Source organism: Janthinobacterium violaceinigrum (assembly GCF_009208555.1).
In the GTDB taxonomy this organism is placed as follows: Bacteria; Pseudomonadota; Gammaproteobacteria; order Burkholderiales; family Burkholderiaceae_D; genus Janthinobacterium; species Janthinobacterium violaceinigrum.
Genome location: NZ_WFLI01000002.1, coordinates 23,799 through 37,334 on the forward strand (window position 1 = coordinate 23,799; position 13,536 = coordinate 37,334).

Below are 13,536 nucleotides of genomic sequence, written 5' to 3' on the forward strand. Positions count from 1 at the left end.
TTATTTGTTCGAATGATTCAAGTAGGGCGCGAGCCAGCCGAGGCCATCCCCGGTGCGCCCGCGCGGACGGTATTCGCAGCCGATCCAGCCCTCGTAGCCCAGGTCGTCGAGCAAGCTGAATAAATAGGGGTAATTGACTTCGCCATCATCCGGCTCGTTGCGCGCCGGGACGCTGGCGATCTGCACATGCCCGATGCCGCCGAAGTTGTTCCTGAACGTCATGGCGATATCGCCCTCGACGATCTGCGTGTGGTAAAAATCCATCTGCACCTTGACGTTGGGCGCGCCCGACTCCAGGCGCAGCGCGTGGCCCTGCGCCTGCGTGACGAGGAAATAGCCGGGCATGTCGCGCCCGTTGATGGGTTCGATCAGCAGTTCGATGCCATGCGCGCCCACGGCCCTGGCCGCGTATTGCAGGTTCGCCAGGTAGGTGGCGCGGTGCAGCGCCAGGTCGGCGCCTTGCGGCAGCAAGCCCGCCATCATGTGCACGCGCGGGGTGCCCAGCGTCAGCGCATACTCAATGGCGCGCGCCACGCCCGCACGGAACTCTTCTTCGCGGCCCGGCAGCGAGGCGATGCCCCGCTCGCCGGCCGCCCAGTCGCCCGGCGGCAGGTTGAACAGCACATTCGTCAAACCGTGCTCGCGCAGCCAGCCAGCCACTTCCTGCGGCGCGTGGTCGTACGGGAACAGGAATTCGACGCCCTGGAAACCCGCTTGCGCGGCAGCGGCAAAGCGCTGCGGGAAAGGCACTTCGTTGAACATCATGGTCAGATTGGCGGCAAAGCGGGGCATGCGTATCTCCTGGATTTCTTATATGTCGAGTTTGAAGGTGTGTTTCAGGTCCGCGATCTGCGCCGCATCGAGCGGGCGCGTGGGCACGTCGCGCAGCAGCAGGAACAGCTTGGCCGTCTCTTCCAGTTCCTCGGCCGCATACACGGCCGCTTCCAGGCTGCTGCCCGACACCACGGGACCGTGGTTGGCCAGCAGCACGGCCGAATGCTTGCGCGCCATGGCGCCGATGGCGCCCGCCAGCGCCGGGTCGCCCGGACGGTGATACGGAACCAGGGGCAGGCGCCCCACCTTCATCACAAAGTAGGGCGTCAGTGGCGGGATGCAGTCGTCATGGTTCAAGCCGCACATGCAGGACACGGCCGCCGAATGCGTCGAGTGCAGATGCACGATGGCGCCGGCGCTGCCGCGCTCTTCATACATGGCGCGGTGCAAAAACGCTTCCTTCGACGGCGGCGCGCCGCTGATCAAGTTGCCGTCCCAGTCCAGCTTGGACAAGTGCGCGGGGTCCAGCCGCCCCAGGCTGGCATTCGTGGGCGTCAGCAGCCAGCCATCGGACAGGCGCACGCTGAGGTTGCCGCTGCTGCCCGCCGTGAGCCCCCGTTCGAACAGGGACTTGCCGAAGTCGACGATCTGCTCGCGCTGGCGCATCTCTTCCGGCGCGGCGTGGATGGCGGGGGTGGCGGTGCTCATGCCAGCACCTGCCAGGCCTTGCTGAAGAAATCGACCGTGCCGAAATTGCCGGACTTGAGCGCCAGCGCCAACGGCGCCCCGCCATCGTCGCCCAGCGCGGGCAAGGCTTGCGTCCAGGGCACGCCGGGGTCGATCTCGGGGCCGATGCGCAAGCCAGCAATACCCAGCGCTTTCACCACCGCGCCCGAGGTTTCGCCGCCAGCGACGATCAGCTGGCCCACGCCCAGGCGCACGAGGCCCTGCGCGATGGCGGCCAGGGTTTCCTCGACGAGGGCGCCGGCCCGTTCCACGCCCAGCTGCGCCTGCACGGCGCGCACGGCGTCCGGCGTGGCCGTGGCATAGACCAGGATGGGGCCTTGCGCCAGGTGCGCGCCCGCCCATTCCAGCGCCTGCTCCACCACGGCGCCCACCACCTCGCCGCCAGCGGCCAGCTGCAGGGGATCGACATGGAATGCTGGCGCGTGCTCGCGCAGGTGCGCCACCTGCTGCTGCGTGGCCACCGAGCAGCTGCCCGAGATCACGGCGCGGAAACCCGACGCCGGCGGCAAGCGTCCCGCCTGCCCCGCATGCGACGGCGACAGCTGCCCCCGCTGGCGGAAATTCTGCGGCAGTCCCAGTGCGATGCCCGAGCCGCCCGTGATCAGTTTCAAGTCCGCGCAGGCGGCGCCGATGGCTTCCAGGTCGCGGTTCGACACGGCATCGACGACGGCGAAATGGCAGCCCTGGCCGCGCAGTTCCGTGAAGCGCTGGGCGATGGCGGCCGCGCCCTTCTCCACCACGGAAAAATCGGCCAGGCCCACTTTTGACGTCACCTGCTGCTGCAGCACGCGCACCAGGTTCGAATCCGTCATCGGCGTCAACGGGTGGTCGCGCATGCCGGATTCGGCCAGCGGCACGTCGCCGACGAACAGGTTGCCCTTGTAGATGGTGCGGCCATTGGCGGGGAACGCGGGGCAGGCGATCGTGAAGTCCGTGTCGAGCGCCCGCATCAGCGCCTCGGCCACGGGGCCGATATTGCCGCGCGGCGTGGAGTCGAACGTGGAGCAGTATTTGAAGTAGAACTGGCGGCACCCGGCTTGCTGCAGCCAGGCCAGCGCGGCCAGCGATTCGGCCACCGCGTCTTCCGGCGCAGTCGTGCGCGACTTGAGCGCGATGACGACGGCATCGACGTCGGCCGGCGGCGGCCCTTGCGGCACGCCGATCAGCTGCACCGTGCGCATGCCGGCCTTGACCAGCATGCCGGCCAGGTCGGTGCCACCCGTGAAATCGTCGGCGATACATCCCAGTAGTACGGTCATGATTGTTCCTTCCTGATTCAGTTACGCTTTCGCCGGCAAATCGATGCCCGGGAAAGTCTTGATAACGGCCGCATCGTCCTCGCCGCCAAAACCGGCGGCCGACGCCTGCATGAACATCTGGTGCGCCGTGGCCGACAACGGTAATGGGAACACGCTTTTTTTCGCGTAATCGAGCACGATGCCGAGGTCTTTCACAAAAATATTCACGGCCGACAGCGGCGTGTAGTCGCCCTTCAAGATGTGCGGCACGCGGTTCTGGAACATCCAGGAACTGCCGGCACTGTTCGAAATCACTTCGTACAGGGCATCCGGATCGCAGCCGGCGCGCAAGCCCAACGCCATCGCTTCGGCGGCGGCGGCGATGTGCACGCCGGCCAGCAGCTGGTTGATCATCTTGACTTTCGAGCCCTGTCCCGGCTGTTCGCCCAGGCGGTACAGGCGGGCGCAGATGGCGTCGAAGATGCCGGCGCAGGCATCGAAGGCATCGGGTGAGCCGGCCGCCATCACGGACATCTCGCCGGCAGCCGCCTTGGCCGCGCCGCCGGAAATGGGCGCGTCGATGAAGCGTAGTCCCATGGCCGCCAGGCGCGCGCCCAGCGCTTCGGCAAATTCCGGCGCCACGGTGGCGCAGGCGATGACCACGCTGCCCGGCGCCAGCGCGCTGGCCGCGCCGTGCTCGCCAAACAGCACGCTTTCCGTCTGCTGCGCATTGACGACGACGATCAGCAAGGCTTGCACCTGCGCCGCCAGCGCGGCAGGCGAGGACGCCGCATGGGCGCCCGACTCCACCAGCTTTTGCACGGTGTCGGGGCGCACGTCGCAGGCATGCACGGCGAAGCCCGCGCGCAGCAGCGACTGCGCGATGCCCATGCCCATGGCGCCCAGGCCGATCACGCCCACTTTTTCAATTGCTGTACTCATCGTTTGCTCCAGATATTTATTTGTTCACCAGCTTGGCCGGCACGCGCATGATGATGGCCGCGCCGATCACCAGAATGGCTGCCAGCAGGTAGATGGCGATGTCGGTCGACTGCGTCAGGTCCTTGATGGAACCGATCATGTACGGCGCCGCGAAGCCGGCCAGGTTGCCCACCGAATTGATGGCGGCGATGCCGGCGGCGGCCGAGACGCCGCCCAGGAAGGCCGTCGGCAGGCTCCAGAACATGGGCGAGGCAGCCAGGATGCCGCCGGCGGCGATCGTCAGGAAGAAGATGGCCCACCCCGTGTTGTGGGCGCCGGCCAGCGCGCTGCAGACGATGGCGGCGGCGCCCACCACCAGCGGGATGGCCATGTGCCAGCGCCGTTCGCGGTACTTGTCCGAGCTGCGCCCCAGCAGAATCATGGACGCCACGGCAAACGAATACGGAATCGCCGTGAACAGGCCGATATTGAGCACGCCCGTCACGCCGGCCGCCTTGATCAGGCTGGGCAGCCAGAAGGTCAGCGAATACTGGCCCATCACGCAGCAGAAATAGATCAGGGCCATGACCCAGATGCGCGGGTCGGCAAACATGGCGCGGATCGACGGGTGCGATACCTTGCCCTGCGCTTCCGTGGCGATGCGCTGTTCGAGGATGACTTTTTCGTCTTCCGTCAGCCACTTCGCGGCGCGGATGCTGTTGTCGAGGTAGAGCAGCACGGCCACGCCCATCAGCGCGGCGGGAATCGCTTCGAGCACGAACATCCACTGCCAGCCCGCATAGCCGTGCCAGCCGGCGAAGGTTTCCATGATCCAGCCCGACAGCGGCCCGCCGATCAGGCCCGCCACGGGAATGGCGGCCATGAAGGTGCACACCATGCGCGCGCGGCGCTCGGACGGATACCAGTAGGTCAGATACAGAATGATGCCGGGGAAGAAGCCCGCCTCGGCGATGCCGAGCAGGAAGCGCATGATGTAGAACTGCGTCGGCGTGGTGACGAACATGAAGGCGCCCGAAATGATGGCCCAGGTGATCATGATACGGGCGATCCACACGCGCGCGCCGATCTTGTGCAGCATGACGTTGCTGGGCACTTCGAACAGGAAGTAGCCAAGGAAGAACACGCCCGCACCCAGGCCGTACACGGTTTCCGAGAACTGCAGGTCGGCCAGCATCTGCAGCTTGGCGAAGCCCACGTTGACGCGGTCGAGATAGGCGACGATGTAGCACAGCATGAGGAAGGGAATGATGCGCCAGGTCACCTTGCGGTAGACGGCGTCGTCGATGGTTTTCTGGCTTGCGGCGGTGCCGGCCGGCTGGCCCGGCATTGTCTGTGACACTTCCATGCTTGTCTCCTGATCGCGGGGGGATCGACCGTGCCGGGTTTTTATGGTCCACCGGAGGTGGCTGGCAACTTGTCTAAAATTTGTATGGATGTATATTATGTGTGTGTTTTATGTGTGTCAAGCTGTATATTCCATATAATGCCAAGCAGGCAAGCCCACTTGAGAACCGTTAGCACAAGGATGCACCCGATGGACCGCACGTTCAGCTTTACCCTTCCCCCGCCGGAGCCCGCCGCGGGCAGCTTTACCACCGGCACCCTGGGCGCGCGGGTGGCGGCGCGGCTGCGCCAGCAAATCCACAACGATGGCCTGGCCGGCGGCACGCGCCTGCCATCGGAGCAGGCGATGGCCACGCACTTCGGCGTCAGCCGCACGGTGCTGCGCGAAGCCATCGCCGTGCTGCAGGCGGACGGCATCGTCGCCACGCGCAAGGGCAGCGGCACGTTCGTGTGCGCGCAGGATGGCGCGAAGGCGGGCGAACGGGGCGATGCGCTGACGGAGCAATCGGTGCAATCGCTGCTGAACCTGATCGAGGTGCGGCAAGGCCTGGAAGCGGAGATCGCCGCGCTGGCGGCCGTGCGGCGCACGCCGGGCCAGCTGGCCGACATCGAACACGCGCTGCGGCGCATCGAGGAAGCGGTGGCGGCCGGCGTCGATGGCGTGGAAGAAGACGTGCGCCTGCACCTGTGCATCGCCGAGGCGACGGGCAACCCCTACTGGCCGAAATTCGTCGCCATGTTCGCCGACCCGATCCGCTCGGCCGTCAAGGTGACGCGTGCGAATGAAGCGCGACGCACGGACTTTTCCATCGAAGTGCGGCGCGAGCATGAAAAGATCGTGCAAGCCATCGCCGCCGGCGACCCGCAGCGGGCGCGCCAGGCGGCCATGGAACACATGCAGCACGCGGCCGAGCGCGTGCGCCTGGCCGACCGCGAATTCTGGCGCGGCGACGGCGGCGCGCTGGCGCGCACCCTGGGACGCGATCCCATCATGCAGAAATAGCCTGCCCGTTCAGGGATAGCTGGGCCGGCGCATCCGGAACAGGCTCTCCGGACCGATCTCAAAATAGTCTGCCGGTCCGCCGCCGCGCAGTATCGGCGCAGCGGCCGCCGTGTCGTACACGCCGTCCCTGAGCAGATGGCGCGCGATATGCACGCCCACCACTTCGCCCAGCACCAGCCAGCTGCCGACGCCCTCGCCATTCAATCCCTGCAGCTCGATGATCTGCGTGCGCCGGCATTCGAAGGACACGGGGCTTTCAGCCAGGCGCGGCACCGCGACGATGCGCGAGGCGAGCGGGGTCAGGCCGGCCAGCGCGAATTCGTCGACGTCGGGCGGCGCTGGCGCACAGCTGGCGTTCATGGCATCGGCCAGCGGGCGCGTCGCCAGGTTCCACACGAATTCGCCGTTCTCTTCGATATTGCGCAAGGTGTCCTTGCGGCCGATGCTGGAAAAACCGATCAGCGGCGGCGTGTAATTGAAGGCGTTGAAAAAACTGTAGGGCGCCAGATTGAGCACGCCCGCGCTGCTGCGCGTGGCGATCCAGCCGATCGGGCGCGGCCCGACAATCGCGTTGAAGGGATCATGCGGCAGGCCGTGGCCTTGCGCAGGTTCATAAAAATGCATTTCCTCGGCCATGCGTCTTCCTGTCATAACGGCGCCCACGCCAGCGCGCCTAGAGTGACAGCTTAACAAAATCATCGCGCGGGCGTGCTTTCCGGTACTGCCGGTGGCGCAATCTGCATTCTGCGCGAAAGCTGTTTACAGCGCCCTTGCAAATTTGCATACTGGTACACCTTCATCACGGGGACCGTGGAACAGATGAGCATTGACCTTGCGCGGCAGGACCATGATTTTTCTATCGGCCGGCGCCCCCAGGGCCGCTATATCGCCGCAATCGGCTTGCTGCACCTGGCGCTGTTCTGGGCGGCCACGCGGCCGGTCCACACGGGAACCGAGGACGACGACCGCGTCTGGCTGCAACTGATGCCGCCATTGCCGCCAGCAAAAGGGGGCGCTGTCCCCATCGAAGCCGCGCCACCGCCTGCGCGCCTGCCTCCCCAGCCTTCCTTGCCTGCCCGCCCCGCCAGTGCGGCGGCCGCGCCAGCACCGAAGGATGCCGCCATCCCCACGCCGCCGGCATTGATGCCGGACCGGCCGCAAGACGACGCCCTGCCGGCCGAGGCGGCGCCAGCGGCTTCGAAGGCCGGCGCCCTCCCCCTGGCGCAGCAGGCCCTGCAGGCAGCCGGCGCCATCGACCGCCAGCTGCGCGCCGAGCATCCGCAGGAGTTCACGGCGCCGCCCGAGACGGCGCACACGCGCCTGGCGAAAGGCTTCGCGGAAGCGCATGCGGCGGTCAAGCCGAAGTGGTTCGAAGCGGCCCGCATCGAGCTGTTCAGCGCACCAAACGACCCCAAGCGCATCTACCGCATCATCACGGCGGCCGGCGAATACTGCATCTATTTACCGGACAAAGGCAGCATGTCGCTGAACCTCAGCGCGCGCTCCGGCTACGCCGGTTTTGGCGAAGGGACTGCGGCGCCTTGTCCCATCCGGTTTTAATGATCCTGCTCCTGCGAGGCAGCCGCATATTGCTGCGCCCAGGCATGCGCTCCGGCCACATCCATCTGCAAGCTGGCATAGGATTTTTTCAGCAAATGCTCGGGCAGAGCCCAATCCCATTTTTCCCTGCGCAGATTGAATACACCCGCCAGCAGTTGCTGCGCGTCGGGCGGCGGCTGACTGGCAAATGCCCGCAAGCAGTGCGCAATCCTCTGCTCGCCGGTTTCCTTGGCGAAAATCTCGATTGCAGGACCCGATGCCGAGACACTCAAGCCAGCTTTGCGTAGTACTGCGGCCAGCGCTTCGTTCTGCTTGTCGCCAAGCCAGGTCAGCAGATAGATATTGCTTCCCATGCTCAGCATGACGCGTTGATCCAATCGACAACGCGCATAGCTGTCACGTCCTTCCTGCAACAAGAGGACTGCAGCGGCATCAAGAAAATGCGGCACCCCGGTGCCACGGTACAGCTCGCGCATGCGTTCCCTGATCTTTGCATGCAACTGCCCTTTACCGCCGGTAAAAACAGGAGCCTTGCCGGTCGATGTCTTACTGACCAAAATGGTTTTTCCTTCTTCATCTATCGTCTCGACACGCCAGGTTTTTCCTGCAAACACGATATAGTCGCCAATGGACACGCTGCTTGAGATAGGCAAGGAACCCAGGACGCGGCTATCGCAAACCACTCGATATTCTTCTTCCGCAGCAAACGCAGCATAAAAAGAATAATGATTGACGATGCGCTCGCCTTTTGTGCCATGCAGCAGCACACCTGATGCCTCCTGCTGTATCAGTTCGAGCTTGCCCAGGTGCCGCAACATGTCGAGAAAATCAGGTTTGCCCAAGGCGGGAAAGGGACCTTGTACACACAGCGTGCGATAGGCGTCACCTGCCTGTACGCCGCCACGCTGGGCAATCAGGGAAAGCAGTTGCTGGATAAGTGTCGAAAAGTGCAAACCATTCGTTTGCGGTGGTTCAACCCATTTTTCTTCCAGCAGGCTGACCATTGCAGCGAAAGTAAACAACCCTGTACGCAACTGAATATCCAGTGTGGAGTCCTTTGCCAACGCCTGTTCTGTGACATAGCCACGCAAGATGGCCGGCTCGCCGGGACGCCGCCCGGAACGCCCCAGGCGCTGGCGCATGCTGGCCACCGATGGCGGCGATCCGATCTGGGCAATGCTTTTGACGGCGCCAACATCGATCCCCAATTCCAGCGTATTGGTACAAATAGCGGTCGCATGCAAGGCCTTGTTCTTTAGCGCCGCTTCGGTTTCTTCCCGGATATCGCGCGACAAGTTGCCATGATGTGGCCAGAACTCGTTGGTGACACGCTGCTGCTCGCAAAGCCGGCCCAAGGCATGCGCGTACTCCTCGACCAGCCCGCGTGTATTAGGAAAGACCAGATTGTTTGAACCGCACAAGGTGTCGAACAGATCTTGAACGATGAAACTGGTCGTGATGGCGGGGGCATCCTGTTGCTCTGCCAGCAAATGCGAAGGCTCCACATATCCTTTGATTTCGAGCTGCAGACGCACCGGATCGGAATTGGAGTTGATGACTTCGACAGCACTGCCACCGCGCACACGCAAAAATTCAGCTGCCATTCCAAGGTCACCTAGGGTCGCGGACAGGCCAACACGCATCACCTTGCGCCCCACCGCCAATTCCATGCGCTGCATCAGCGACTGCAACTGCTTGCCCCGCTCAGTGCCGATAAAAGCATGTAACTCGTCCACCACAATATAACGTAGCTTGGCAAACAACTGCGGCGCCTGAAAGCCACGATTGCACAACATCGCTTCCAACGACTCCGGGGTAATGAGCACCACGCCCGATGGCTGCTTGAAAAAACGGTTTTTTGACGAAGATGAAATATCGCCATGCCAGGGCCAGACGGGAAGCTCCAGCTGTTCGCACAGTCGCTCCAAGCGCATGAACTGGTCATTTATCAGCGCCTTGATCGGACTGATATAAATACACAAACCGGTATCTCTGGTATCGGCCAGTAAATGCGTCAGGATGGGAAAAAAAGCAGCCTCGGTCTTGCCTGCAGCAGTGGCGGCGGCAATCAGCACATCGCGATCGCAGCCGACCAGCGCAGGAATCGCGCGTTCCTGCGCGTCGCGCAGGACACTCCATTTTTCTGTCCATATCCAGCGCTGGATGCGTAGGTCCAGCATGCCAAATGCGGTCGATGTGCGCTCTGCGTCAGCACGCACGATCATATCCGGAAGCCGGCAAAATCTTCGTCCGGCTCCAGTTGTGCATCGGCGACACCACCGGTATCAACAAACACATCGACCTCCTCCAGCAACTCCTGCCAGCGTGCCGCAGGATTTTGCTCGAGCACCGCCAGCAAGCCGACAAAAGAGGTGATCGTGGTGCGCGGCGTCCTGAAATACACTTCGCCGACGCGACGCGCGCAATGCTCCATGTAAGCGTGAATCGCCTCGTCAGGCAGAGCGAATTTCTCAGCTACGCCATACGCATGGACATTGCGCAACTTTTGCAGCAACACATAAAAATCTTCGGGGGTCAGGCTGGCAAGGCGCAGCACAGGGCCGCTGTAATCGACCAGGCCGGCTGCGGCAAAAGTGTTTTCCGCCAGCCGGCTTTGCAACGCGGGATAGCTGAAAAGGCCACGGCGCGTATCGAGCAAAAACTCCGGCGTGCCACCCAAGATGAAACCCAGTCCTTCCGTATTGCCTTGTAGGGTGTCATTCAAGATACGTAATATCTGCTCATAATTAGCATTGCGCGCGGCCGTATTGGCCAGCTTGTACAAATTAACCAGTTCATCGAGACAGACGACGAAGCCAGCAAAACCGGCCAGCCGGACAAAGCGCGCGAACAACTTGAGCTGGTCGTAGAACGAGGCATCGTCAACGATGGCACGCACGCCCAGTGCCTGGCGCGCTTCGGTCTTTGTATTGAATTCCCCACGCAGCCAGCGAATGGCGTCTGCCTTCAATTGCTCATTGCCCGTTTCAAAGCCTTTGTAGTAGGCGGCAATCACATCGGCAAAATCAAAGCCATTGACCATCTCCGTCAAATGATCGAGCTTGCGGCGTATCACCACTTCCGTCGCTTCGCCCTGCGCCGCAGCCTCTGCTTTCGCCGTCGAGACAAATTTCTCGACAATGCCTGTCATCGCGCCGCCGTCAGGCTTGGTACGCGTGGACAGGTTACGCATCAATTCGGCATACAGCGAGCGTGCCTGCCCGCCTGTGGCATGCAGGCGCCGGTCAGGATTCAGATCAGCATTGGCAGTAACGAGTTTCTTTTCCATCGCCACGGCGCGTATCAGATTCAGGAAAAATGTCTTCCCGGAGCCATATTCGCCAATCACAAAGCGGATCGCCGAACCGCCATCAGCAAGCCTGTCCAGATCAGCCATCAGCGTTTCTATCTCACGCTTGCGGCCAACCTGTATCAAATGCTGCCCAACACGCGGCACCACACCGGCACGCAAGGACTGAAGGACGGCATCGCGGTCCTTGGGGCGGATAGGTGGCAAACTCATGGTGCGATTCTTTCGTATATGTCGAGATTGATATCAATCGGATCATCGCCTTCAGCACAAAGGCAGTCGTAGGTATCGAGGCAGGCTTCATTGATATGTTCCAGCGCACCATCGAGCATCATGCTCAGGCCGCTGGCCAGTGTTTCCAACTCGCTGCGCGACCAGGATGAACGGGCAATAAGCTGGCGCATGAACGTCGTGTGCGAGGCATCGAGGCCAGCCAGGCCATCGGACAGAGATTCGAGCGTGGGTATGGTTACAGCAGGCTCAGGCAAGGGATCGTCGACGAATATATTACCAAGCAACACTGCCAGTTTGTCGCTATCGCTCTGTAATTGGGCGATGCGTGCGATATCGAGCGTGACCACACCAGCCGTTGTAGAGTCGAACACGGTAGCATGATTTGTTGCCGGCGCCATTGCGGTGCCATGCAGGGCGCCGTACAGCTTCTTGGTATCAACATCGAGGAAGCCATACAGCCGTTCCAACACCGCCACTTCGGCACGTGGTGCATGCGCAGCGGTGCCTGCGATATGTACGATAAATGCGGCGCACGCCTCACGCGTGGATTGTCCGGCGGCTTGTACCTTGCGCTTCAGGGTGGAAGGCGACATCGGCTCTTGCAACAACAATCGCGAGCGCGCCATCAGCCTTCGCTGCTGCTGTGTGCTCAGATGTATCCACGACGCTATCTGCTCGTCAAGTATCGCCAGTTTTTCATCGGTAAATACTTCGTTGATTTGTGCTTGCATGATCAGCAATTCCAACGCCAACGATGCGATGCTGTCTTCCACCGGCGGATACTCATCGGGACTCACGGCAGCCATCAGGAACAGCGCCACCACCTGGCCTGCACCTTGCTTGCCATGAGCCAGCAACTCAGGTTCAGTTGCCACTTGCACCGAGGCCAGAACCTGAGTCAGTGCGCGCACAATCTCATTCGTAACCACTGTTTGTGCATCAAAACGGCTAGCTAGCGACGCCCACGACAGCGCTATTGCACCACTGGCCAATACCGTCTTGATGTCATGAAGAACTTGCATGGCCGATGCCGGCCAGATGGCAAGCGGCAAACGCACCAACGCTTCCAGTGCATGGCTTTTCTCGGGAAAGCGCCCGACAAAACGGCTGTAGGCATCGAGTGCCGCGGCACATTCGTCCACCACTTTTTGCAGGAAATTGACGGGTCCGTTAATGGCGCTGATATCAGGAACATCGCCTATCTCGACATCGATGCCTTGCGTGTCTCCCATGGCGCAAGACGCAGGCATATACCGACATTTCAGTTTGGTCTCCGTCGACCGGATCCTGATACGATCGCCATGCTTGGCCACATACGTTTTTAAAAAGAGCGCATGAAATTGCTCGCTGCAACGTGTCGATGCTGTTCGTAACACGATCGCAGGATCATGCAATACCCAGGCCCAGGCCAGACTCACTGGAATCGGATGCTGGTCAGCCAAGGCCTGACCGATAGCAAGGCGCAGATACATGGGCAATACAGTACCGATAGGTATCTCTGGAATGGCTTGCATGTAAAGTTGAGGCGGTGCCTGCAACAAATTGACGATCTCCAGAAAATCACTACAATGCCGATGAAACAAGGGCGATGTTTTGCCGTAATGCTTCAAGAGGCGCTGTAATTCTTTGGCAATCAGTGGCAACTCTGTAACAAGTATCTTGTCAAATTTACCGTCAAGCAAGACCCGGCGCTCCAGGCCAAAGAAAAACATCCAGACATTACTAATATCAGCGTCGGGGCCACTGCGTCCATCGGCGAGCCATTTCAAGTAAGCACCGCGAGCACGCGGCGAAACATCGGAATAACTTGGCCAGTCACCATGTGTGTGTGCCTCGTTGTAATCGGCACGCAAGTCGACCGTTTTCAAGGGATCGATCAGACAGGGATCGGGCGCACCATCGTTTCCTGGCAAAACTTCGCCTACATACACCATCCCGGAAGGAATCGATAAACCGGCGACGGCGAAAGCCTCATTGCGCGCGATCCATTGCGCCAGGCATGGCTGAGCGGGTGGTGCGGGAATGCGAAAGCCTCTAGCCTCGGAAGAAGAATACGCATCATCTGAACTGTATTGCACCATCGATGTCGTCTTGCTCACGTTAGGGGTTGTTTCGTCCAGCACTATTACGGTACCGGATGGCACTCATGTTGCAGTGACTATTTTCAAGTCGGCTGTTATTATTTCCTCATGCTAACATGAGTTCAGGCGAATACGGGCTGGAAAAACTGCGTTCATGGCCGACAATACAGCATGTCGCTCCGGCGTAGCGGAAGGCGGCATGGCGCTCCCGGGGCCCCGCATCGCGTCACATCTCCCTAATAAAACCGTCAGAACATGATGCCACCAGCGGCACCCCTTGCGCTTCAAGAAACAGGCAGGGGT

11 protein-coding genes are annotated in these 13,536 nt (G+C 61.6%); 2 read left to right on the forward strand and 9 right to left on the reverse strand.

Annotated features, from left to right (window positions below; translation table 11 throughout):
- Genes otnI through GCN75_RS01785 form a run of 5 tightly spaced genes read right to left on the reverse strand, consistent with a single transcriptional unit; the run spans position 1 to position 5,046 of the window.
- Positions 1–792, reverse strand: coding sequence for a 2-oxo-tetronate isomerase (gene otnI, locus GCN75_RS01765; RefSeq protein ID WP_152281093.1), 792 nt, complete (start codon positions 790–792; stop codon positions 1–3).
- 18 nt (positions 793–810) lie between these two features.
- Positions 811–1,482, reverse strand: a complete 672-nt coding sequence (otnC, locus tag GCN75_RS01770) for a 3-oxo-tetronate 4-phosphate decarboxylase (RefSeq protein WP_226941008.1) — start codon at positions 1,480–1,482, stop codon at positions 811–813.
- Positions 1,479–2,780 (reverse strand): 3-oxo-tetronate kinase, encoded by a 1,302-nt coding sequence (gene otnK, locus GCN75_RS01775; protein ID WP_193317348.1) that lies wholly within the window; start codon positions 2,778–2,780, stop codon positions 1,479–1,481. The genes otnC and otnK overlap by 4 nt, the downstream gene beginning before the upstream one ends.
- 21 nt (positions 2,781–2,801) lie before the next feature.
- On the reverse strand, positions 2,802–3,701 hold the full coding sequence (gene ltnD, locus GCN75_RS01780) for an L-threonate dehydrogenase (protein WP_152281095.1): 900 nt from the start codon (positions 3,699–3,701) through the stop codon (positions 2,802–2,804).
- A gap of 16 nt (positions 3,702–3,717) precedes the next feature.
- Entirely contained in the window at positions 3,718–5,046 is a 1,329-nt protein-coding gene (locus GCN75_RS01785; protein WP_152281096.1) for an MFS transporter, read from the reverse strand.
- 189 nt (positions 5,047–5,235) lie between these two features.
- Here GCN75_RS01785 and GCN75_RS01790 point away from each other — a divergent pair, with 189 nt between their 5' ends.
- Entirely contained in the window at positions 5,236–6,048 is an 813-nt protein-coding gene (locus GCN75_RS01790) for a FadR/GntR family transcriptional regulator (RefSeq protein ID WP_152281097.1), read from the forward strand.
- 9 nt (positions 6,049–6,057) lie between these two features.
- On the opposite strand, the gene GCN75_RS01795 is transcribed toward GCN75_RS01790, so the two are convergent.
- The gene (locus tag GCN75_RS01795; RefSeq protein WP_152281098.1) at positions 6,058–6,684 is read right to left on the reverse strand and encodes a flavin reductase family protein; all 627 of its coding nucleotides are present in this window, start codon (positions 6,682–6,684) and stop codon (positions 6,058–6,060) included.
- Between the two features lie 183 nt (positions 6,685–6,867).
- Between GCN75_RS01795 and GCN75_RS01800 the strand changes: the two genes are divergently transcribed.
- On the forward strand, positions 6,868–7,608 hold the full coding sequence (locus tag GCN75_RS01800) for a hypothetical protein (RefSeq protein ID WP_152281099.1): 741 nt from the start codon (positions 6,868–6,870) through the stop codon (positions 7,606–7,608).
- Here GCN75_RS01800 and GCN75_RS01805 read toward each other — a convergent pair.
- The 3 genes from GCN75_RS01805 to GCN75_RS01815 are packed head-to-tail and all read right to left on the reverse strand — an operon-like array spanning position 7,605 to position 13,251.
- Complete coding sequence (locus GCN75_RS01805; protein WP_152281100.1) at positions 7,605–9,833, reverse strand: DEAD/DEAH box helicase; 2,229 nt, start codon at positions 9,831–9,833, stop codon at positions 7,605–7,607. The two genes, GCN75_RS01800 and GCN75_RS01805, sit on opposite strands and share 4 nt — an antisense overlap.
- On the reverse strand, positions 9,830–11,125 hold the full coding sequence (locus tag GCN75_RS01810) for an ATP-binding protein (RefSeq protein ID WP_152281262.1): 1,296 nt from the start codon (positions 11,123–11,125) through the stop codon (positions 9,830–9,832). Before GCN75_RS01810 ends, GCN75_RS01805 begins: the two co-directional genes overlap by 4 nt.
- A 2-nt stretch (positions 11,126–11,127) precedes the next feature.
- Positions 11,128–13,251, reverse strand: a complete 2,124-nt coding sequence (locus tag GCN75_RS01815; protein WP_152281101.1) for a tellurite resistance TerB family protein — start codon at positions 13,249–13,251, stop codon at positions 11,128–11,130.
- Between the last annotated feature and the right edge of the window lie 285 nt (positions 13,252–13,536).